This is a genomic window from Paenibacillus sp. BT-177 (assembly GCF_025846815.2).
Taxonomy (GTDB): Bacteria; Bacillota; Bacilli; order Paenibacillales; family Paenibacillaceae; genus Paenibacillus; species Paenibacillus polymyxa_C.
Window position 1 is genome coordinate 284,761 of the sequence record NZ_JAOYTP010000003.1, and the last position, 21,023, is coordinate 305,783.

General features: G+C 47.1%; 19 protein-coding genes and 1 riboswitch. Of the genes, 11 read left to right on the forward strand and 8 right to left on the reverse strand.

Features of this window, described 5'->3' with window-relative positions; translation table 11 throughout:
- Positions 1-14: 14 nt before the first annotated feature.
- Together OIU26_RS11735 and OIU26_RS11740 are read right to left on the reverse strand one after the other, a co-directional pair.
- A complete protein-coding gene (locus tag OIU26_RS11735; RefSeq protein WP_264216925.1) occupies positions 15-1,256 on the reverse strand; it encodes a Ger(x)C family spore germination protein in 1,242 nt (413 codons plus the stop codon).
- A complete protein-coding gene (locus tag OIU26_RS11740; RefSeq protein ID WP_090737856.1) occupies positions 1,234-2,868 on the reverse strand; it encodes a spore germination protein in 1,635 nt (544 codons plus the stop codon). Before OIU26_RS11740 ends, OIU26_RS11735 begins: the two co-directional genes overlap by 23 nt.
- Positions 2,869-3,092: 224 nt before the next feature.
- On the opposite strand from OIU26_RS11740, the gene OIU26_RS11745 reads away from it, so the two are divergent.
- The gene (locus OIU26_RS11745; RefSeq protein ID WP_264216926.1) at positions 3,093-4,184 is read left to right on the forward strand and encodes a diguanylate cyclase; all 1,092 of its coding nucleotides are present in this window, start codon (positions 3,093-3,095) and stop codon (positions 4,182-4,184) included.
- An 87-nt stretch (positions 4,185-4,271) separates the two neighbouring features.
- Here the strand turns inward: OIU26_RS11745 and OIU26_RS11750 are convergent, their stop codons facing one another.
- Positions 4,272-4,769 (reverse strand): Rrf2 family transcriptional regulator, encoded by a 498-nt coding sequence (locus OIU26_RS11750; protein WP_264216927.1) that lies wholly within the window; start codon positions 4,767-4,769, stop codon positions 4,272-4,274.
- Between the two features lie 66 nt (positions 4,770-4,835).
- Positions 4,836-7,757 (reverse strand): glycoside hydrolase family 3 protein, encoded by a 2,922-nt coding sequence (locus OIU26_RS11755; protein ID WP_264216928.1) that lies wholly within the window; start codon positions 7,755-7,757, stop codon positions 4,836-4,838.
- A gap of 233 nt (positions 7,758-7,990) precedes the next feature.
- On the opposite strand from OIU26_RS11755, the gene OIU26_RS11760 reads away from it, so the two are divergent.
- From OIU26_RS11760 to metE, 4 genes are all read left to right on the forward strand, one after another.
- Entirely contained in the window at positions 7,991-8,461 is a 471-nt protein-coding gene (locus OIU26_RS11760; protein ID WP_013373551.1) for an AbrB/MazE/SpoVT family DNA-binding domain-containing protein, read from the forward strand.
- A gap of 292 nt (positions 8,462-8,753) precedes the next feature.
- Positions 8,754-10,703 carry an anaerobic ribonucleoside triphosphate reductase gene (locus tag OIU26_RS11765; RefSeq protein ID WP_264216929.1) on the forward strand — a complete coding sequence of 650 codons (1,950 nt, stop codon included), beginning with the start codon at positions 8,754-8,756 and terminating at the stop codon, positions 10,701-10,703.
- Positions 10,700-11,197, forward strand: a complete 498-nt coding sequence (gene nrdG / locus OIU26_RS11770) for an anaerobic ribonucleoside-triphosphate reductase activating protein (protein ID WP_264216930.1) — start codon at positions 10,700-10,702, stop codon at positions 11,195-11,197. The genes OIU26_RS11765 and nrdG overlap by 4 nt, the downstream gene beginning before the upstream one ends.
- A 188-nt stretch (positions 11,198-11,385) precedes the next feature.
- A riboswitch (cobalamin riboswitch) is annotated at positions 11,386-11,581 on the forward strand.
- 158 nt (positions 11,582-11,739) lie between these two features.
- Positions 11,740-14,058, forward strand: coding sequence for a 5-methyltetrahydropteroyltriglutamate--homocysteine S-methyltransferase (gene metE / locus OIU26_RS11775; protein ID WP_264216931.1), 2,319 nt, complete (start codon positions 11,740-11,742; stop codon positions 14,056-14,058).
- An 88-nt stretch (positions 14,059-14,146) separates the two neighbouring features.
- On the opposite strand, the gene OIU26_RS11780 is transcribed toward metE, so the two are convergent.
- Positions 14,147-14,680 (reverse strand): DUF6985 domain-containing protein, encoded by a 534-nt coding sequence (locus OIU26_RS11780; RefSeq protein WP_165079809.1) that lies wholly within the window; start codon positions 14,678-14,680, stop codon positions 14,147-14,149.
- 380 nt (positions 14,681-15,060) lie between these two features.
- Here OIU26_RS11780 and OIU26_RS11785 point away from each other — a divergent pair, with 380 nt between their 5' ends.
- From OIU26_RS11785 to OIU26_RS11805, 5 genes are all read left to right on the forward strand, one after another.
- Positions 15,061-15,390, forward strand: a complete 330-nt coding sequence (locus OIU26_RS11785; RefSeq protein ID WP_013373556.1) for a PadR family transcriptional regulator — start codon at positions 15,061-15,063, stop codon at positions 15,388-15,390.
- Positions 15,383-15,934, forward strand: coding sequence for a DUF1700 domain-containing protein (locus tag OIU26_RS11790; protein ID WP_264216932.1), 552 nt, complete (start codon positions 15,383-15,385; stop codon positions 15,932-15,934). The genes OIU26_RS11785 and OIU26_RS11790 overlap by 8 nt, the downstream gene beginning before the upstream one ends.
- Before the next feature lie 4 nt (positions 15,935-15,938).
- Positions 15,939-16,790: a DUF4097 domain-containing protein gene (locus OIU26_RS11795; protein WP_264216933.1), complete on the forward strand. Its 852-nt coding sequence runs from the start codon at positions 15,939-15,941 to the stop codon at positions 16,788-16,790.
- Between the two features lie 119 nt (positions 16,791-16,909).
- Complete coding sequence (locus tag OIU26_RS11800; protein ID WP_064961605.1) at positions 16,910-17,629, forward strand: 3-ketoacyl-ACP reductase; 720 nt, start codon at positions 16,910-16,912, stop codon at positions 17,627-17,629.
- Positions 17,630-17,814: 185 nt separating this feature from the next.
- Positions 17,815-18,252: an AbrB/MazE/SpoVT family DNA-binding domain-containing protein gene (locus tag OIU26_RS11805; RefSeq protein WP_013373561.1), complete on the forward strand. Its 438-nt coding sequence runs from the start codon at positions 17,815-17,817 to the stop codon at positions 18,250-18,252.
- Positions 18,253-18,322: 70 nt separating this feature from the next.
- Here the strand turns inward: OIU26_RS11805 and OIU26_RS11810 are convergent, their stop codons facing one another.
- Positions 18,323-18,781 (reverse strand): hypothetical protein, encoded by a 459-nt coding sequence (locus tag OIU26_RS11810; protein WP_058711234.1) that lies wholly within the window; start codon positions 18,779-18,781, stop codon positions 18,323-18,325.
- Positions 18,782-18,902: 121 nt separating this feature from the next.
- Here OIU26_RS11810 and OIU26_RS11815 point away from each other — a divergent pair, with 121 nt between their 5' ends.
- A complete protein-coding gene (locus OIU26_RS11815) occupies positions 18,903-19,076 on the forward strand; it encodes a hypothetical protein (protein ID WP_167346971.1) in 174 nt (57 codons plus the stop codon).
- A 12-nt stretch (positions 19,077-19,088) separates the two neighbouring features.
- Here OIU26_RS11815 and OIU26_RS11820 read toward each other — a convergent pair whose 3' ends face one another.
- Together OIU26_RS11820 and OIU26_RS11825 are read right to left on the reverse strand one after the other, a co-directional pair.
- The gene (locus OIU26_RS11820; protein ID WP_264216934.1) at positions 19,089-20,252 is read right to left on the reverse strand and encodes a nitric oxide synthase oxygenase; all 1,164 of its coding nucleotides are present in this window, start codon (positions 20,250-20,252) and stop codon (positions 19,089-19,091) included.
- 149 nt (positions 20,253-20,401) lie between these two features.
- Positions 20,402-20,878, reverse strand: a complete 477-nt coding sequence (locus tag OIU26_RS11825) for a Dps family protein (protein WP_040102650.1) — start codon at positions 20,876-20,878, stop codon at positions 20,402-20,404.
- Between the last annotated feature and the right edge of the window lie 145 nt (positions 20,879-21,023).

A 21,023-nucleotide genomic window follows, 5' to 3' on the forward strand; every position in this document is an offset into this window, starting at 1 on the left:
TTGTTCTATTTTCACTAGTCTGATTCTCCCTTGGAATATGGGTTAGTCCGCGACTGAGTGTGTTTCAGTACAGAAGTCACTTGAACACGAACGGTGCTTTCGGCAAAATAATGGCTCCAATCAGAAGAGAGTCTTTTCCATTGTTTGGGATAGCTCCTCTCCAGCGCAAGGCCAAAGCCTATTACATCGCTACGGGTACGCTGAACCTCCCTGACTGTTGAAGCGATCACTTTTTTCGTCTCCTCTGACCATTGCTCCTGCAGTCTTTTCATCGCCTCCGGACTTTGTAAGTTAATCGAGCACTCGGCCTCCTGTATCGCCCCGGTCTGTTTTAAGTTAATCACAAAAATAGGCTCTCCTTGCTCCATCCGAGTGTGTATATTGGTTGCAGAAAACAAGGTTTCGATGCCAATGGTTTCCCTATTCTTCCCGCAGCTCAGTGTTGTTTGGGCACTTTTCACCTTGTTGTTGATCATAGACAGTCCAATGGCCCGGTCATCGTCCAACCAGCGGACAAGCCGATCCTTTTTGAACACCCCCATTCCGTTAATGTGAACAATAGCTTTCGGTAAAATATTGTCCACATTGCTCTTGCTTGGGGCCTGCTCCAAATTCCCATTGATCCCTATGCCCGTCAGCACAGGCCCGCCACCCTTATGAGACAGGCTGCGAATGACATCGTCGATAGTCACCGCGTAATTCCCGGCATACAAACGCTCCGATGTTTCCAGCTTTCCTGAAATATCATTCGCGGGAATACGGCCGATCGCGGTCATGATTGCCAGTACATCCTTCCCAGTATTACCACGTACCACCAGCATTTTCACCGGCAGTCGGATTTCTGTAGACCTTTCCAAAAAATCCATCGTATCGCCGATTCCAGCCCGTGCCAGCTTTTCACCAATAACGACCAGTTTGATATGCGCCATAGAAATGACCCGCGGAACCCTTTGCGAAGCCTTGCGGATCGCTTGAAACAGACTTCTGCCCTTTTCCCGATACAAAACGACAGGGGTATCTCCTCTCGCTTTGGCTCCAGCGATTTCATCTGCCACGATCACTTGCAGGGAGACCTCATATTCTGACTCCCCCACCATATCAATTCCTATCCCCGCTACTACTGCTCTCTGGTTTAACTCCACAGAATCCCAGCAACCGGATAACAATGGAGCGAACAGTAACAGGACTAAACACAGTCTCCCTATTCTTCCCTTAAAAGTTACTGCACTTTGTTCATTCCTCTTCCCCTGATACACCCTGATTGCCCCCCTCCTGCATCGGCGTGGTTTTATCAGAAGAGGAAGTCCCGCTTCCATCCTTCATTCGTTTCTGATTCTTAGACGTAATGCTTTTAGGACGTTTCTTCATCATCCAAAATGGAAGTCGCAATACGGCATCCTTTTGGCTCTCTAGCACAAAAGGACTGAAAGGCGCCATGTAGGGCACCCCGAAGGAACTCAGGCTGTTCATATGAGCGATCAACGCAATCAACCCCAATGTAATACCGTATAGCCCCATAAACGCAGACAGTATCATGAAAATAAACCGGCACAATCTCCCGGCCACTGCCATGTTATAGGCTGGGATTGCGAAGCTGGCTATTCCCGTAAGGGCTACTACAATTGTGAGTAGCGGGGTGACAATCCCGGCTTCCACGGCCGCTTGACCCAATACAAGCGCACCTATAACGGATACCGTTTGACCACCTGCACGCGGCATTCGAATACCTGCCTCACGCAAAATTTCAAAGGTAATCTCCAAAATAAACGCCTCTAGAAATGCAGGAAAAGGAACAGACTCCCGCTGAGCCAATATGCTGATCAGCAGTGGAGTCGGTATCATTTCATAATGATATGTTGTTAAGGCAATGTAGAGAGAAGGCCCCAGAATAAGAATAATGAAGCTGATATATCTAATGAGCCGAACAACAGTCGCCATGTCGTAACGTTCTTCATAATCCGAAGAATTCTGAAAAAATTGGGCAAATACTGTAGGCATCACCAGTACAAATGGTGTCCCGTCTACAATGAGCGCTACTCGGCCTTCCATAATATTGCTGCTGATGGTGTCGGGTCTTTCCGTGTTAAAGATCGTTGGGAAGGGTGTGAAATGATTTTCTTGTATCATCTCCTCAACCATGCCGGACTCAAATACAGCGTCAATATTAATGCTTTCTACCCGTTTACGAACCTCATCTACGATGCGTGGATTTGCAATATTCTTCATGTACAGCATGGCCACATTTGTGAGGGACGTGCTTCCCACTTGGAACATCTCCAGTGTAAGATCGGAGCTTTTAATCCGTCGCCGGACCAGAGAAATATTCGTGAACAGGGATTCTACAAATCCCTCTTTCGGTCCTCTGACGACTGTCTGTGTTGTTGGCTCGCTGACTGCGCGTGTCTCTCCCCCACGTGTGCCGCACGCGATGGCTTTTTCGCAGCCTTCCAATAGGATGATCGTGTCCCCCATTAGTAATTGTTCCATCATGGAACTCCAATCATCGCAGTCCTTCACTTCTCCCAGTGCGAGCGCGTGACTCTGTATTCTTGCGTATAACGCTTCTGGACTCTCCGCCTCAACAGCCACTTCAGCAGATGGACGGCTAAGCATGGATCTCATAATGAGTTCATTCACCGTATCCGTTTTGGCCATACTATCCAGAAATACAATAGCGGCGGGAACATCCTCTCTAATCCCCACTTTAAAGCGGCGAATCAGAAAATCCGGACTATCTGATGTCAATTTCTTAATTTGCTGCAGGTTGGTTTCCAAGCAATTCTCGATTTTTAAATAGCGCGGAGAATTTCCATTATTCTTATCCACACCCGATTTTCTATTATGTTTGCGATAGGGATAGCGAATCATGAGCAAACCTCATCTCCAAAATGGCAGCAGTAAACACTACCTATTTCCTAATTAATGTATCTTTGGAGTATGCTCAATCTATTCCCAGTTATGCACCAAGCACATGATCGAAACATTATAAGTCAACCTAACGTAATAAATTTTAATAAATTTTTCTTTTTTAAGCCTAATGTCAGTTCTTTTTGATAAAATGAAGGAATATGCCTCTCGGGAGGGTTATCATCTTGTTCAGTACGTTTTTTGTAAATACCTGTATCCTTGTCACCTTTTTGTACATAACCGGCCTTATTTCACAAAGGTATAAAATCCGTCTACACACCTTAACGCATAAGGTGCATTGGATCGGAGGCGCTCTTTTCGGTTGCTATGGCATTGTTATCATGTACTACTCTATTCCAGTAGGATTTAATACCATTGCTGATCTTCGTCATCTGGCTATCGTAGCTACCGCAACTTATATCGGTGGCCCGGCTGCGCTCATGGCAACGCTTTTTATATGTCTAGGCAGACTTTTGCTGTTTGGTATCAACAATCAAGCTATCGTAGGCGCCGTTTTTATGCTGCTTGCCGGTCTGGGGTGTACTGTACTGTCACATTTGTCCTGGTCACGTTTACCCAAGCTGATGATTATGAATGTTTTTGCTTTGGGCATTATATTCTGTCCCCTTATGATTAATTTGAAAAATCTCGATGATGTTCTGCACGTGTATCCGCTCCAATTCTTCATTTCGATGGTCGGCGGATGTCTTCTGTACCTCATTGCTGAATCTATCAACACATCCAATGAGCTGTTACTTCGACTGGAGCATACCTCCTACACAGACCATCTCACTAATTTAAGCAATAGAAGACAGCTTGAGTTCTCATTGGAAGAGCAGCTCCCTCAAGCTCGTCAACGTCATGAGCACTTATCTGTACTGGTGTTGGATATTGATCACTTCAAGGAAGTCAATGACACCTATGGGCATGCGGCAGGAGATGCAGTGCTGCGCCAGCTTGGGCAGATTTTAATGGAAAAGTGCCGTACTAATGATGTAGTCACCCGCAGCGGGGGAGAAGAATTCACCGTACTTTTGCCGAATTGTGCTTTTCGGCAAGCACTACGCATAGCTAATCAGATTCTTAGTGGAGTAAATCAGCACGAGTTTATTTTAGCGGACGGGCTTGTTCTTAAAGTCACCGTGTCCATCGGCGTGACCACCTTCCCTGGTACAGGAGAAGATATATCCGGAGCAGCCCTGCTGGAACAGGCAGACAAAGCACTATACGAAGCTAAAAAAGCAGGACGTAACCGGGTTTGCTCATATGAAATATAATTTGAGGCATGACCCTTACACAGAAATAGCCGATACAACCCTCTCTTGAGGATCGTATCGGCTATTATCCTTTTAAATGAAAAGATGTTACTCCCTTTGGAAAGATGACTTGGCATCCTTATCTTCAGTATGATTGCAATTCCCTACCACAAGCGATGTACGCTTGGCGAGCGAAGCAAGCGTATGAGATTCCCATACCTCCAGCATACGACGTTCACTCTCAGCTAAAATCTCAGATACGGCTATCGCCAACTCCCCGCAAAAAGGGTTCGTCTCTGGTTCATGCATCATACCCGGGAATATGGGATCACATATTTCAATGGCGTGGTATATATCAGCAAGTGTAATATGATCCGCCGAACGGGTAAGCACATAGCCTCCCTCGCGCCCTTCACGTGCTGCAATCAAATCTGCCTGCACAAGCCGCGTCAGCACTCTGCGCACCAAAGTAACTTCGCAATCAATGGAGCGGGCAATAGAACCGCTGGCACAAAGCTCCCCGTGTTTTTCCAAATAGACAAGCGCCTTTAACGCAATTCCAAGCCATTTGGGCGTTGCGGTGCGTAGTCTTTTTTCACTATTCAAATGAGATGACACCCCTAAGCTGTAGAAACTTCGATGAATGCATTGTACGTGATGTCAGATGTAAGTTCAAGCCTGAAAGCCGGAACCCTCTGGATCCCTAGCTCCCAAAGTAAAATGACCCAGTCGCACTTCCCCACTGAGCGACAGATATACATCACGGATGCCGGAGGCTGATTGTACCTTTTCCGAGAGTGTCACCCATGCTTGTGCCCCTCCTGTATTGCCCACGTTGATGCGTGCCACAGCTTGGCTATCTGGCGCATCCAAATGCAGCTCAATTGCTGCATCACTGCTGTTGCCTGACACGCGGCACTGGAGCTCTGCCACACTCACCGTATTCATGTCTACGCCATGAAAGGCGATCCAACCGGAACGTTGCGGTGAACGGGGACGTACACAGGCCTCCTTTTGCTCCTTGCTTTCATCCAGCAGGATGTCGAAGCAATCATCAAAGTTTTCAGCTCGAATCCTTGGTCCAGCTTGTCGTGGTGGAATAACTTCACCCCGAACGTACACAGGATGCTCCAATCGAATATCTGCTGAGGAGGCGCCTGCCAGCAGGGTATATTCACCTGATTCCACGCAATAGCCATCCCGCGTGACATCCCAAATCGCCCAATCTTTCACTCGAACCGTAAAAGTAATTGTTCGCGTCTCACCTGGCTCCAAGCGAATGCGTTGAAATCCGCACAATGTCTTCAATGGTCGCTTTACACGCGAGGCTCCAGAGCGTACATATAGCTGTACAACCTCTTCGCCAGCAGATTCGCCCCGGTTCGTCACATCTACCCACACCTGGAGAGTATCCGCGGCGTCAAGTGTAGCCATAGATTTAACATTATCCTTATGGGCGTCTGTATGCAGATCACTATACTCAAATGGCGAATACGTTAGCCCGTGTCCAAATGGATATAACGGTTCACCTTCAAAATATTGATAGGTACGGCCGCTGCGAATGATATCATAATCCTTGATATCACCCAATTGATCCTCGCTCTGAACCCAGGTCATATTGAGACGCCCTGCCGGTGCGTAATCTCCAAACAATACATCCGCTATGGCTGTACCATGCTCTTGTCCCGCATGAGACGTGTATACGATCGCTGGAATATGCTCTTGAAGCCAAGGAATCACAAATGGATAACTGCCCGTCAGAACCACAATCGTATTCGGATTGACACAATATACTTCCTCGATAAGTCGTTGCTGGGAAGCAGCCAGTTCCAAGCCTGGGCGATCATTCTCTTCCTTTCCGTTAATAAGCGGGTGATTTCCAACGAATACAATCGCTGTATCTGCCGCTTGCGCAGCGGCTATCGCTTCCGCTAAGCCATCCGATACCGTCTCTATACGGAAAGTCGTATGGTTGAAGTCTGAGGCGTTAGGTGCAGGACTTGCGGATTCCATCACCTTTAATAAGCCCTCCGTTCCTGCGATCACTGGCTTACCGTTCCATGTGGTCCACAGATGCTCTCCTTGTTCCACAGGAGTCAGTCCAAAGACCTCTTTAACATACCAGCCATACGCTTCATCAGCTGTCACGCGAAGCGTCTCCTCATCGCTCGTCACATAGGTACCCAGATATTCATCATGCAGCGTCACGCTACCATAGCCCCAATCTGTTATGGTCAATACCGTTGGCTCTCCATTCTGGGACAGGCGCATATCGCCTGAAGAATTAACTGTGAGCTTCGCGCCATCAGTCGCCGCCGTCAAGGTCACACGATCTTTGGCATCGGAGTACACGACACGTTCCTCCGCGCCCCCGCTTTCCAGCTTGGCACGAATCGCCTCCAGCGGTGTAACCCGGTAAGGCAGCGTACCGGAATACCAATCGCGGAACACCTCATTGCCATGCGAACCAATGACCGCTACTTTGCCGCACTGGTCAGGGTTTAATGGCAGAAGTTCTTGCTCATTTTTGAGCAGTACGATCTGCTCCCTCGCCGCACGCAACGACAATTCACGGGCTTGCTCTGTCATTAAAGCCTCCTCACCGATGGAGGCATAGGGATTGTCTGCCGCCGGATCAAATTCCCCCAAACGAAAACGAACACGGAACGTATGGAACAATGCCCGATCCAAGTCTTCTTCTCGTAGCAATCCTTGCTCCAAAGCTTCTCGAATTGCCTGCTTGGAGAGCTCCGCATCATCCGTAATGCTGTCAATTCCTGCGCGAATAGATTCAGCCACGCCCGGCGTATGGGAATCGTAATATTGATGGTCGTTTACAATCCCCATAACATCACCCGCATCACTTACGACAAAGCCGTCCATTCCCCATTCGCCTCTGACAATATCGTTAACACCATAGTACAACGTAGCAGGCGTTCCGTTAATCAAGTTGTAGGAAGTCATCATCGACTGGGCTCCGCCTTCCGTAAAAGGCTTCTCGAAAGCTCTTAGATAATATTCCCGCAGGTTTCGGGGATCTATGCTGGAGGAGCCGACTCCCCGGTCCACTTCATTATTGTTACCGAGAAAATGTTTCAGTGTCGCAACCGCTTTCAAATATACCGGATGATCACCTTGTATCCCCTTGACTAACTCCTTCGACAATTCTCCCGTCAAATACGGGTCTTCGCCGTAGGCTTCCTCGTTACGTCCCCATCTTGGGTCACGCTCCATATCTACTGTAGGTGCCCACAGGGTCAGACCGTTCAATTTTGGGTCACGACGATAGTAGACACGCGCCTCATCTGCAATAACAGAGCCGATCTGCCGCATTAACTCCATATCCCAAGTACAGGCCAATCCCACAGGCTGAGGAAATGAAGTTGCCTCCCCCAACCAAGCGATCCCGTGTGCCGCTTCCGTACCGTGCTTGTAAGCTGCAACTCCCAAACGGTCAATGGCCGGCTGGTATTGCAGCATAGATTCGATCTTTTCCTCTAAGGTTAGTCGCGACACGAGATCCCGTACACGCTCGTCCAGGTGAATCTTCGGATCTTGAAATAAATATTCGATACCCGTTGTTTCATGACTCAAATCCGTCATCTCCTTAGCTTCATTAAGATGATAAAAAGTCCTTTCACGAAAGCGCTTTAATATATCATAGCGGAAAAGGAGTACACCGGCAACAATACCGAAATCATCCTAAATTGGATGAAAGTCAGACTGCGGCATACGAGAAAAAAAGTTACATTTTCCCTTTCATATATAAAGCTAAAAATGATATTTTTTGGTATAATCAGGATATATCATTGAAGGAGGAAGCGCTGATGAAAAATACCGGAATGACACGGCCTCTGGACCAGTTGGGGCGAATCGTACTCCCAAAGGAAATGCGCACCACAATGGATATCAATATCGGTGATTCGCTTGAATTCTTCGTAGATGAAGAAGGATTTGTATTAAGGAAATACACGGGTGTCTCCTGCAAATTTTGCGGCGCAGTGGATCATTTAACTTATTTTCGGGACAGCTTTATTTGCGCTGATTGCATTCAGTTATTAAAGAACGATGAACATGTACATGCCACAAGCAATGATGCCATCCAGGCTCAAGAACGCACCAAACCGATCCAAGCCAACACAACCTGGCAGCCCAAGCAATCCAGAGTACAGCAAGGTGAAATGGTAAAAAAGCTCCGCAAGCTGATTCAGGAACATCCGAACCTGCCACAAAAAGTGTATGCAGAAATGCTCGATATTTCCCAAGGCCGTGTGTCCCAACTGAAAAAGCTGCTCTAAACCTTCTAAAAGTTTATTTCCCAATATCATATACGATGTACTTGCAAACCTACTTATTTCGTTGCAACTGCGGTGGCCAGGTATAGAGTAAGGCGCATATCTGTGGATGTGTCTCTTATTCTATACCTGGCCTTTTTGTGCTTCCTGCTCCCATCAATGTGACAATAGTCACATACTCTCCATGTCTACGTATATACAATATATAGATCGAAACAATTGGTTATCACTAGATATCATCAATATGTTGTTTTTGTAAAAAATATATATTTTTTACTATATGGAGGGTTTTACGATGAAGGTGCTGGAGGAACATCAATTATACGACATCGGCGAGCGGGTCATTGGGGCACAAGATCTGGACATGCTGCGGGAGAATGCAAATTTAAATGGAGAATCGTTCAGTGGCAAAATGAGCAAGCTTGGCTCGGAATATGCCAAATGGTATGCGCGCCTGCGTGTACTTCCGCCTGAATTGACAGACGCCATTGACCACGGGTATGTATATGTTCACGATTTGGACCAATATGCACTCGGAACTACAAATTGTATCTTTATCCCATTTGGTCGTTTGCTACAAGACGGTTTCAATACAGGCAATGGCTCTGTACGTACACCGCAAACAATTATGTCTGCGATGGCACTGGTCGCCATCATATTCCAGTCTCAACAAAATAGCCAATTTGGTGGTGTCTCTGCCAATAAAATAGATTGGGATCTTGCTCCATACGTTGCTCGTTCCTTCCGCAAGCATCTGCGCAAAGGACTCCGGCTGTTCGAGGAAGAGCTGGACTCCCGTTGGTCTGACGAAGAACTGCATCTAGCCAACACCCATTTGCAAGAAATCTGTCCTCGTTCATACTCATTCGCACGCGAAGAGACGGAGACAGAAACCCGGCAGGCCGCTGAATCGCTCATTCATAACCTGAACACGATGAGCAGCCGGGCAGGGGGGCAAATTCCGTTCACTTCACTGAATTACGGAATGTGTACGTCTGCTGAAGGTCGGCTTGTTTCGCAATCGCTGCTGGAAGCCACAATTCGCGGACTCGGCAGCGGGGAAACTCCTATTTTTCCACAACATATTTTCCAATGTAAAAAAGGAGTCAACCAGGCAGAGGGCGATATCAACTATGACTTGTTCTTAAAGGCGGTAGAGTGCTCCAGCAAGCGGATGTATCCCAATTTTGTGAATGTGGATGCTACCTTCAATCTGCCCTATTACCGCGCAGATGACCCGGATACCATCATTGCGACGATGGGCTGCCGTACCCGCACCATTTCTGACCGTTTCGGCAGAAATCGTCAGAGCGGCAAGGGTAATCTCTCATTTAATACCATTAATCTGGTGCGGCTCGGGATTGAATATGGCATTTGCAAAGGCAAGCGTCTGACACCTGACCGTGATCGCTTTGATGCGAAATTAGAAGAGGTTATGCGAATTGCAGTAGACGGTCTAATCCATCGCTATCATATCCAGACCAGCCAGCCAGCCAAAGCTTCGGACTTTATGATGCGCGAAGGGGTATGGGAAGGCGGAGAAAAACTGGAACCTGATGAGAAGGTAGGAAGTCTCCTAAAGCACGGTACACTTTCGATTGGTTTTATCGGGCTGGCTGAGTGCATGAAAGCATTATATGGAAAACACCACGGGGAAGATGATGCTGTATACCGTGAAGCACAGCGAATCATCACTTCCATGCGCATGTATTGTGATCGAATGAGTGAGCACTACAATCTTAATATTACACTGTTCGCGACGCCTGCCGAAGGTCTGTCAGGCAAGTTTACATTGCTGGATCAACGTGACTTCGGAATTATCCCTGAGGTCAATGACCGGGAATATTACACGAATTCCTTCCACATTCCGGTGTATTACAAGCTCCCCGCTGCTCGTAAAATCAGCTTGGAGGCTCCGTTCCATAATCTATGTAATGCGGGTGCAATTTCATACATTGAGCTGGACGGTAATGCGCGAAATAACCCGGATGCGTTTCTTAAAATTGTTCAGTACGCGCTGCAGCAGAACATTGGCTACTTCTCCATCAACCATCCGGTGGATCGTTGTACGGAATGCGGCTATGAAGGGATTATCGGGACAAGCTGTCCTCAATGCGGCACAGATGAGGAACACACGCATTTTCAGCGTTTACGTCGGGTAACCGGATATCTGACAGGAGATTATACCGTTCGTTTTAATGCTGCCAAGCAAGCCGAAGTTCGCGACCGGGTGAAGCATAAGTGAATTTGTGCGGCTATATTCCAGAATCTCTGAATGAAGGATACGGCCTGCGCACCGTTGTATTCATTAGCGGTTGCCGCCATGCCTGTCCCGGCTGTTTTAATCCAGCTTCGTGGAACTTCCGCGCAGGGGAGCCATTCACGCCTGAGCGTCAACAGGAGGTTATCCGTGATATCATGGATAACCCGCTGTTGGACGGACTGACTCTCTGCGGGGGAGACCCTTTTTTCTCAGCAGCAGAATGCTCGCAATTTGTACGTAACTTCCGCGCGGCTTGTCCCGACCGAACCGTATGGGCCTACACGGGCTTTGTTTACGAAGATCTGCTCATGGATCAGGAACGACAGGAGCTAGCGTTTTTGTGTGACGTGATTGTAGATGGCCGTTTTGTTGAACAGCAAAAGGATCTGACCCTCCCCTTTCGAGGTAGTCGTAATCAACGTCTGGTAGATGTGAGAGCCAGTATTCAGGCAGGTTACACCGTTTCATTGGCTTAAAGGCGATGTTCTACTTAGCAAGATGATATATCAAAGACAAGTCCCCACGATGGGGTGGGCTTGTCTTTTTTGCATATAACTAACAGATTCCACTCCAGTTTCTATTACTGTTTCTATTGCACATCCTGTGAGTTTCACTTATGATGGTGAACAAGTATACGAGTGCATAATTATTCGTCATACCTTAATCGCATAGCTTGGAAATAGGTGTCTGTTCTATTCAGATCAGACTTAAAAGGGAAGCCGGTGCAAATCCGGGACGGTCCCGCCACTGTAAACGGGGAATGTTCAGCTACTCATACACCCACTGGTCCACAGACCGGGAAGGGATGCTGAACGTCATGATCCGTAAGTCAGGAGACCTGCCTATTTTAACAACATCGCAGTACCTACGGAAGATAGGGAGGTGTTAAGAGCAGTCGCCGTATTTTTGAATTTTAATCGCGAAGGCATTCTTTCCCCTACTTATTTTTAGCCTTGGGGACAGAATGCCTTTTTTGGTACGTAAAAATAAACTGGCTACCAGTTAGGAGGAAACCTACATGTCCATTAACGAACGATCTGCATTGTCGGGTTTGATTAGCAGTAATCTGGGTTATCCGCGTATCGGTGGGAACCGGGAATGGAAGAAAGCACTGGAGCGCTTCTGGCAGGGTAGTGTTGACGAAAGCGAACTGCATAGTGAGATGAAAAGATTGCGTCTGGAGCATCTGAGCAAGCAACGTGACAAAGGGATTGATCGCATTCCTGTCGGAGACTTCTCCTATTACGATCACGTGCTGGACACATCCGTGATGTTCGGTCTCGTACCCGAACGCTTCAACTATCGTTCTACAGGTCCGGTTCCTCTGTCTGTGTATTTCGGGATCGCACGTGGGCAGAAGGGAGCTACTGCCAGTGAAATGACCAAATGGATGAATACCAATTACCACTACATCGTTCCCGAATTGGCAAATGCGGCTCCGGTGCTCACTGAAAATAAACCCTTACTGGCTTATCGTGAAGCAAAACAGGAGCTAGGCATTGACGGTAAACCGGTTCTCATCGGTCCCTATTCATTTGTTGTTTTATCCAAAGGCTATGATCGTAAGGATCTGGCTTCTATTATACGAACCTTCCTGCCTTTATACGCTCGAGTCTTGTCAGAGCTAGCAGCAGAAGGCGTTCAATGGGTCCAAATCGATGAACCTGTCCTGACCACCTCATTCCCGGCAGAGGATCTAGATATTATTCAGGAGGTCTATGAAGCTTTGACCCAAGCTGCACCCTCGTTGAACATCATGCTGCAAACCTACTTTGGCAGCCTGGATCATTATGAGCGTCTGACTGAACTTCCGGTACAGGGACTGGGTCTTGATTTTGTATACGATGATGGCGAAAATCTTCAGCATATATGCCAGCATGGCTTCCCTAAAGGAAAAACGCTGGGTGCTGGTGTCATTGACGGACGCAATATCTGGCGCAGCGACCTGAATGCCGTGGCTGCGCTGTTGGACCAGTTAGCAGAACAGACCACTGCCGCACAGCTTATCGTACAGCCATCGTGCAGTCTGCTACATGTGCCGGTCAGTCTGGAAGCAGAGCACAAGCTGGACCGAGAACTGGTGCATGCACTAGCCTTTGCCGATGAAAAGCTGGATGAAGTCGCAGTCTTGACGGCTGCACTTGGTAAGCACGATCCATCCGCACTTGCCAAGCTTGAGCAAAGTTCGGATGCGGTAGCCCGCTTCAACCGCTCCGCGGCAAGGGTACAGACAGCTGCCGATTTGGCCGACCTGCTAACAAAAGAGCCACTATCACGCAGCGTTCCTTTCGCCGAGCGCCGGGTGATTCAGCAAAATAGGCTGAAGTTGCCCCCACTGCCTACGACGACCATCGGCAGTTTCCCGCAAACTGCTGAGGTCCGCAAGGCCCGTCTGCACTATCGCAAAGGAGAATGGTCTGCCGAGCAATATCGGACATTCATCCAACAGCAGATCAAGGAATGGATTGATATCCAAGAGGACATTGGCATAGATGTGCTTGTACATGGGGAATTTGAACGGACCGACATGGTTGAATTTTTTGGCGAAAAGCTGAAAGGCTTTGCTTTTACACAAAACGGGTGGGTGCAGTCCTACGGCTCCCGCTGTGTTAAACCGCCGATCATTTACGGAGATGTGTCGTTCGATCAACCTATGACCGTGGAAGAGACGGCATTTGCTCAGTCGTTAACCTCCAAGCCAGTTAAAGGGATGCTTACAGGCCCTGTGACCATTTTGAACTGGTCCTTTGAACGTAATGATATTCCACGCAGGCAAGTAGCTTTGCAGTTAGCTCTGGCATTACGGGCAGAGGTAGAGGCACTCGAACAAGCGGGTATTAGCATGATTCAGGTGGATGAACCCGCAATTCGTGAAGGGCTTCCGTTGAAAAAAGAACAACAGCAGGCCTATCTGGATTGGGCTGTTCAAGCCTTCCTTGTGACCACGGCCACCGCTCAGCCTGCGACCCAAATCCATACACACATGTGCTATTCCGAATTCCAGGATATGATCCAATCCATTTCAGACATGGATGCCGACGTGATTTCTATTGAAACCTCTCGTAGCCACGGAGAACTGATTGTTAGCTTTGAGGATCAGGTTTACGACAAAGGCATCGGTCTGGGTGTATACGATATCCACAGTCCGCGCATTCCTGATGTATCAGAAATGCTAAGCATGATTCAGCGTACCTTGCGTGTACTGCCATCAGATTTGTTCTGGGTTAATCCAGACTGTGGGCTGAAAACCCGTACCAAGGAAGAATCTGTTGCCGCATTGCGGCAAATGGTACAGGCGGCTCAAGCAGCCCGTGCCATGCTGTCTGTATCCAACTAATATTTTTACCGTATCCAATCGCGTCATCATGTCCACCATATCCTATTCCCTTTCGGTCTTTCTATTAGAGACCGGAAGGGGGTTTTATTTATTCCAAGTCATATAATGTATATGCACCTTGAATATGCTCGATTTTTATCTGCTTCAGATGTACACCTAAGCCATGCTCTCGATCCCAGGAACAACTAAAATTCAAATATAGTTCATCCTTTTCCGATGAGTCGGAAATCAGTATAGATATAAGCTGCATTCGATCCAGCAATTGCTCTGGTCGCTCCACATAAGGCGCATATTCATTAGGGTCCTCTCCCCATGAGCTGTATGCCTTCCGATACTTTTCCACTATGTCTACATAATAATGGTGTATGGACTCCAACACTTGAGGATGGATCTCTGACGAACATGCCATATACGTCTCCCATGTCTTTTTTTGCAGCTCTGTAGGTTCTTCTATAGTCTGTGCCTGTTCTTCAGAGTCGGCTCCCACGATAAATTCAGCTTCTACCTCCGATGGCTGCCCGCAAAAATCAAGATGTACCACACCACGTAGTACAACCTCCTCCGACACATCCCAAGTCTCATCATCCTGTTCCAATTCCCTATACCAGTGTTTCCAGTCCATCCTTTATCCACCTCTTCATCATAGGTAATCTTTAACTCTATTGAACACTTTACAATCTATCATTTTAATGAATGAAATTAAAGTAACATCCTATGGGTGCACCCAGCCAGAAATCGAGAATTTTCCAAATGAAACTACTTTATTCTACAAGATTCGCTATTCATGTAAGCCTTCAAGAAAGAAAACCAGCCCATTTTGACCCGAAGATTTTATTATTAAAAATTTAGTACCTTGCATTAATCAGTACATGATGTTAAATTATACCTGACTACTGATTTATAATCAGTACCCGTGACAAATTATGCACAAACACACGTTTCTTCCCCTTATTCCGAACGACACCTATGAATTATGATTACATCAGGAAGGGAGCATCGCTCGTGAATGTGAACATCCAATTCAAAAAAGGGGTACTGGAACTATGCGTTCTAGTTCTAATTGGACGTAGAGACCGCTATGGCTACGAATTGGCTCAAGCCGTCTCCCGTCATATCGAAGTAGCAGAGGGAGCCCTATATCCACTGCTTCGCCGTCTGGTATCAGAGGGATACTGCACGACGTATTTACAGGAATCGACCGAGGGTCCGCCCCGTAAATATTATCGGCTAACCGATACCGGTAGCCATTATACAAGACTACTTACACGGGAATGGAATGATTTTGTCCATCATGTCGCAAGCCTACTGGAGGAAGGAAATTCCGATGAATAGAAAACAGTTTCTTACAGAGGTGGAGCAGCGTCTTTCTCCTCTCCCTGCAGAGGTACGCCATGAGCTACTTAGTGATTTGAGCCAGCATTTTGACTACGGGTTGGTTAATGGCAAAAGCGAAAGTGAGATTGCCCATGAGCTGGGTAACCCAGAAGATATTGCTCGAGAAGCGTTGGATGTTCCCAATGCAGCCTGGAACGCTTCTCCTCCGCTTCGCCAGGGCAGCTTTGCTCGCAATATTTTTATTTTCCTAGGGCTGTTGTTTCTCAATTTGCTAATCTCCATCCCGATTATGGCTACCCTATGGGCAGTATGGGCTTCATTGGCTGTGGTATCGATCAGCTTCATTGCAGCCCCCCTTCTCGCTGTTACTGATTATGCGCTAAACAGCACCTTTTACCCGGCCAAATTCTTTTTCTCTATCACGTTGACGGGTATAGGTCTATTGCTGCTGCCTGGAGTACGTTATCTCTTACTCCTTATGGTCAAGAGCACAGTACGATACTGGAAATGGAATCAGACTACCCTGAGGGGAGCTTACTAAAAACATGAATAAAAAGTGGTTTATTGCAGCAGGTCTGTGCATTGTCATCGGTGCAGCCGGAATGGTGGCCTACGGTGCCCCATGGAATCAACAAGTAATGAAAGAAACAACAGCTATAAATAAAAAGTGGACATTCACACGTGGTCAGCTACAAAACCTGAAAGTGGACAGTTCTGATGATGTTTCTATTTTGTTCACTCCTGGCTCTGGCGACCAAGGTACGATACGCATCAGCGGAGAAGTTCAAACAAAAGTAGCCGACCAAATTCATAATGCCCGAATTGAGAACGGTAAGCTTACCATTCAATCGGAGCCGGACCCTTCCTTGTCATTCTTTTCGATCACTCCTGATTTGGATCAAACGATTACCGTAGAGATGCCCTCTGGCGAAACACTAACTGATCTGCAGGTAGATGCACATTCAGGGAATGTAAAACTTCAAGATGCCTCTGTGAAGAATACTTCTATCACCGCTACTTCAGGCACTGCCGAGATTACAAACCTCCAAAGTACCCACCTGATCGCAAATTTAACATCCGGCAATTTTACAGCCAGTCAGCTTGCAGCAGATATGGAGTTAAAGCTTACTTCAGGTGATGTTACCATTCGCGATTATAGCGGTAATGGTCTTCTCTCCCTAACCTCAGGGGAGACAAATATTACACAACGGGCCGTAGCCAACTTGGAAGTGAATGCTGATTCTGGTGACGTGAAGATTAAGCAAGCTCCCGATTTTAAAGGTGTCTATAATGTCCACTCTGACTCTGGGAGTATCAATACTCCCGAATCTGTTCCCGGTAGTGTGAACGTGATTAAGGTCGAAACCACTTCAGGGGATATTTATATTTCCAAATAGAGACCTCTAAATGAATGCCTCATCAAAGGCGAAGTTTGGTTCAATGAGTTTAACCTTGTATAATGTAACCATGTGCCCAGATGCACAACCACATTATAGATTAATAAGGAGGAGACTGGATGGAACTTAAGAACAAAACAGCCATTATTACAGGAGCCAGCAAAGGAATCGGTAAGGCAATTGCTGAAACCTTGGCCAAGGAAGGCGTTAATCTGGGGTTAATCTCACGCACATTGAACGACCTACAAAAGTTGCAGGATTCACTGGGGAGTACATACGGTGTGAAAGTGGTGAGTGCTGTTGCGGATATATCCGATCGCACACAGGCCGCTGCCGCTGTAGCTTCACTGGAGCATGAACTGGGTGCCGTCGATATTTTGATCAACAATGCAGGCATCGCCACCTTCGGCACAGTCGCAGATATGGACCCCGAAGAGTGGGAACGTATTATTCGCGTAAACCTGATGGGAACCTATTATGTGACACACGCCGCTCTTCCAAGCATGCTGGCGCAACAGAGCGGAAATATTATTAACATTTCCTCCACAGCAGGAGAACGAGGTTTTGCAACAGGCTCTGCATATTGCGCATCCAAATTTGCTTTGATGGGCTTCACAGAAGCACTGATGCAGGAAGTTCGCAAATCCAACATTCGGGTTACCGCGCTGACACCAAGCACGGTCAATACAGAATTGGCTGTAAATGCGGGATTGCCTATTGGTGACGAGGACCGCATGCTTCAGCCGCAAGATTTGGCCGATCTGACGTTAGCTGCATTGAAGCTGCCGCCACGGGTTCAATTAAAAGTAGCCGGCATTTGGACAACCAACCCACAGTAATTCGACATGACATCTTAGATTCATTGGCTGCACCAAGCTCCGGCAGACGTAATTGTTCGTCATGCCGGAGCTTTTTTTAGGATAGCTATACCAGAACAAACTTTAATATAAGCGCTTTGTACTTCCAGCATACATAACATACAATTCCTGCAACCATAAGCGCATTCCAAGAAAGGGGAAAAATAATGAAGAACACAGGAATGACACGACCACTAGACCATTTGGGACGCATTGTGTTACCCAAAGAACTGCGCACTTCTATGAATATTAATATTGGAGATGCCCTCGATTTTTTTATTACACCAGAGGGACTGATGATTCGCAAATATACGGGGGTTTCTTGTTATTTTTGTGGCGCCGTTGATCATTTAAGCTATTTCAGAGATCATCTGATCTGCAAGAGTTGTATTGAAAACCTGAAGAGCGATAATCCCTCCAGTCATTTGAGTGAAGCACGTCCTGTCCAGCCGAAGAAAAGAAGAAGCTACAGAAATCAGAATGAGCTCCTGAATAAACTAAAGCAGCTCATGGAGGAATACCCTAATGTCTCTCAAAAAGAATTAGCCGAAATGCTGGAATTGTCTCAAGGTCGCGTGTCACAGCTTAAAAAGCTGCTCCTTTGAATCTGTCTGTCCACCTCGTTTGTTAAAAACAAATAAAAAAAGAGCCTAACGGCTCTTGGATCATTCATCATTACGCAATGTCAGACTGCTCCATAATCGGGACTCGATAGGCAAGCAGGGACTCGTCTATTACGGCAGAAATAAACGTTGCTTCTATTTCAGGCACCAGTCTAAGCGCATAGTTCCATGCGTTTTCCTCAATTTGCAGCGCAAGCCGTTGCCGGGTCCCGATCCTGTTCTCTTGCTCCATCGCATCGGAGAGGCCCTCTAATTCAGTATCGGCGGCGTGCCCGATCTCATGCGCAAGCACAACCGTAAAATATTCCTCAACCCGATCTGCGCTGCCGAACATCTGTAAACATTGTGTTTCGATAACATCCGTATACATGGTAATGGCGTGAGCATGCATGGCATATTTGCCCCCAATCAGCCGTCCACCAGGAAAACGTTTCTCCAGCTTAACTGTTACGCCTATAGCAGCTCGTTCCAAAAGCTCAGCGACAATGCGCTCTGCCTGATTTCTCTCCAACTTAGCTTCGCTCCTCAAACCAAGATATATAAAGTTATATTTACGATATAACTTATGAAATTATGAATGTACTCATACAATACACAGTACGATATTATACCTTTTTACAAAGGAGAATACCATGCCAGAAGATTATTATATCGGCTGGGGAACGCTTGCCCTTATTAATGCCGGCTTGGCACAGTCCAAAAATCGGAGCAGGCTTAGCTGGTTTGTGCTCTCACTACTCATAGGGCCGATCGCGACCCTATTGATCGTTGTATGGGATAAACCGGAGTCCAGATCCAACAATTAGTCTCCCGTTAGGTTATCCAGAATGAAAAGGACAGCCTTGCGGCTTCTGCGGCAGCACTGCATCTGTTGTTGGCTTAGCCTGTCTCGTCATATATGGCTTTTCCTGAACTCCGAAATTCGGCTTCACAAGCCGATTATCGTAAGAACTATGAAAAATATGCGTGGTTGCTGGTGACAACGGTGGGATCAGCCACGTCCAATTACCTGTCAGCGCGCGACCAGCCTTGGCTTCCCGTTCCTCAAACAACTTGAATTGTGCTGCTGCGGTATGATGATCGACAATGCTGACCCCCGCTTTTTTAAAAGAATGCAGCACAGCAATGTTCAACTCTACCAGCGCGCGATCACGCCATAGCGTTGTTTCACTCGTCGTATTCAGCCCCATCAGCTTTGCCACCTGTGGCAACATATTATAGCGGAAGGTATCCGCAAAATTACGGGCACCGATTTCTGTCCCCATATACCAGCCGTTAAATGGAGCTGCTGTATAGATGATACCGCCAATCTCCAGCGTCATATCTGAAATCATAGGCACAGCATACCAGCGCAATCCCAGAGAGGCTATATACGAGAGTTCCGGATGCTCAATGGGCACCTCCATTACCAAATGTTCAGGAATATCAAAGAGCTTGGGAGGCTGGCCTCCCGCTTCCACAACTAGCGGCAATATATCAAAAGCAGTCATTGCTCCTTGCCACCCCAAATCCCTACAAGCATTCGTAAAATCCACCGAGATCGGGTCCCCGATGACCCCTTGATCCGTTTCATATCCAGCGTAACGAATGAGTTGATGGTTCCAGATACGAATATCCGGCTGGCCCGGCTGGGAGGCGCGGAATACAGTAAGCGTAGGCTTAATTTTACCGCCATTCGTCCCTATGCGGATATGCTCCAATAGCTCGTGAACTACTTGCGTCGCATCTGACGCTCCCCGTGCATCTCTAACCAAAAGCTTGTCCCAAAACAAGCGACCGATACAACGATTGCTATTCCGCCAAGCCATAAGTGCCCCGTGTTCCAGCTCTTCGTAAGTATGATCGTACGTTCCAATAGTCTCTATGTCGTGACGAATATGAAGAAGCCGGGCTTCCGCATCAGCGCGGCTTCGGCCCAGCTCCTCATAACATGTATATATAAACTGCTCCGCTTCATGCAAAAGCTGTTGTTTCACTTCCACAACTTACACCCCATCCCGGTAGCTCGCTTGCTCATGAGCCTGTGGTCTATCATGCTTCTTCGTCATTATACTCCTGTAGCAGGCCGGAACCAACGAGATGTGTACTTGTTCACCTGATCTCCATATCCGTGGAAATCACTCCCAGAAACTCATCCCAAATATGCGGTAAGCATCCAGATATGTTTATCCATTTCTTCTCTCAAGCCATTCAGAAGATCCTCTGTTGCTTTGTCCTGTGCCGCTTCTGCTGCTTCCATACCATTAGCCAATTCAACAGTAATCGTTTTAAAATCAGCTACAACGGCCTTCACCATATCTTCGGCTGTCTGCTCGCCTGCGGACTCCTGAATAGCTGACAGTTGCAAATGCTCCTTCAAGGTCGCAGCAGGACGACCGCCAATAGCCAACAAACGTTCAGCAATCGTATCCAGATTAGCTGTTGCTTCATTATAAAGCTCCTCGAATTTAGCATGCAGTGTGAAGAATTTAGGTCCTTTTACATACCAGTGAAAATAATGCAGCTTTGTGTACAGTACAGACCAGGTAGCCACGTGACGGTTTAAAGCCTTGTGCAGTTCTTGAATAGCCTCTTGTGTAGGTGCGTTCGTATGATTTAATGTACTCATGTGTAAAATCCCCTCTCGTTATTATCATTAATATAGTTGGAGTGATACTCGCTAGCAGTAGTGTCTGATTTTCTTCTAAATCCCATGCGTGAAACCAAAAAATATTCAGCAGTTAATTTAGACTTAATCTAAATCCTGTTTTAAT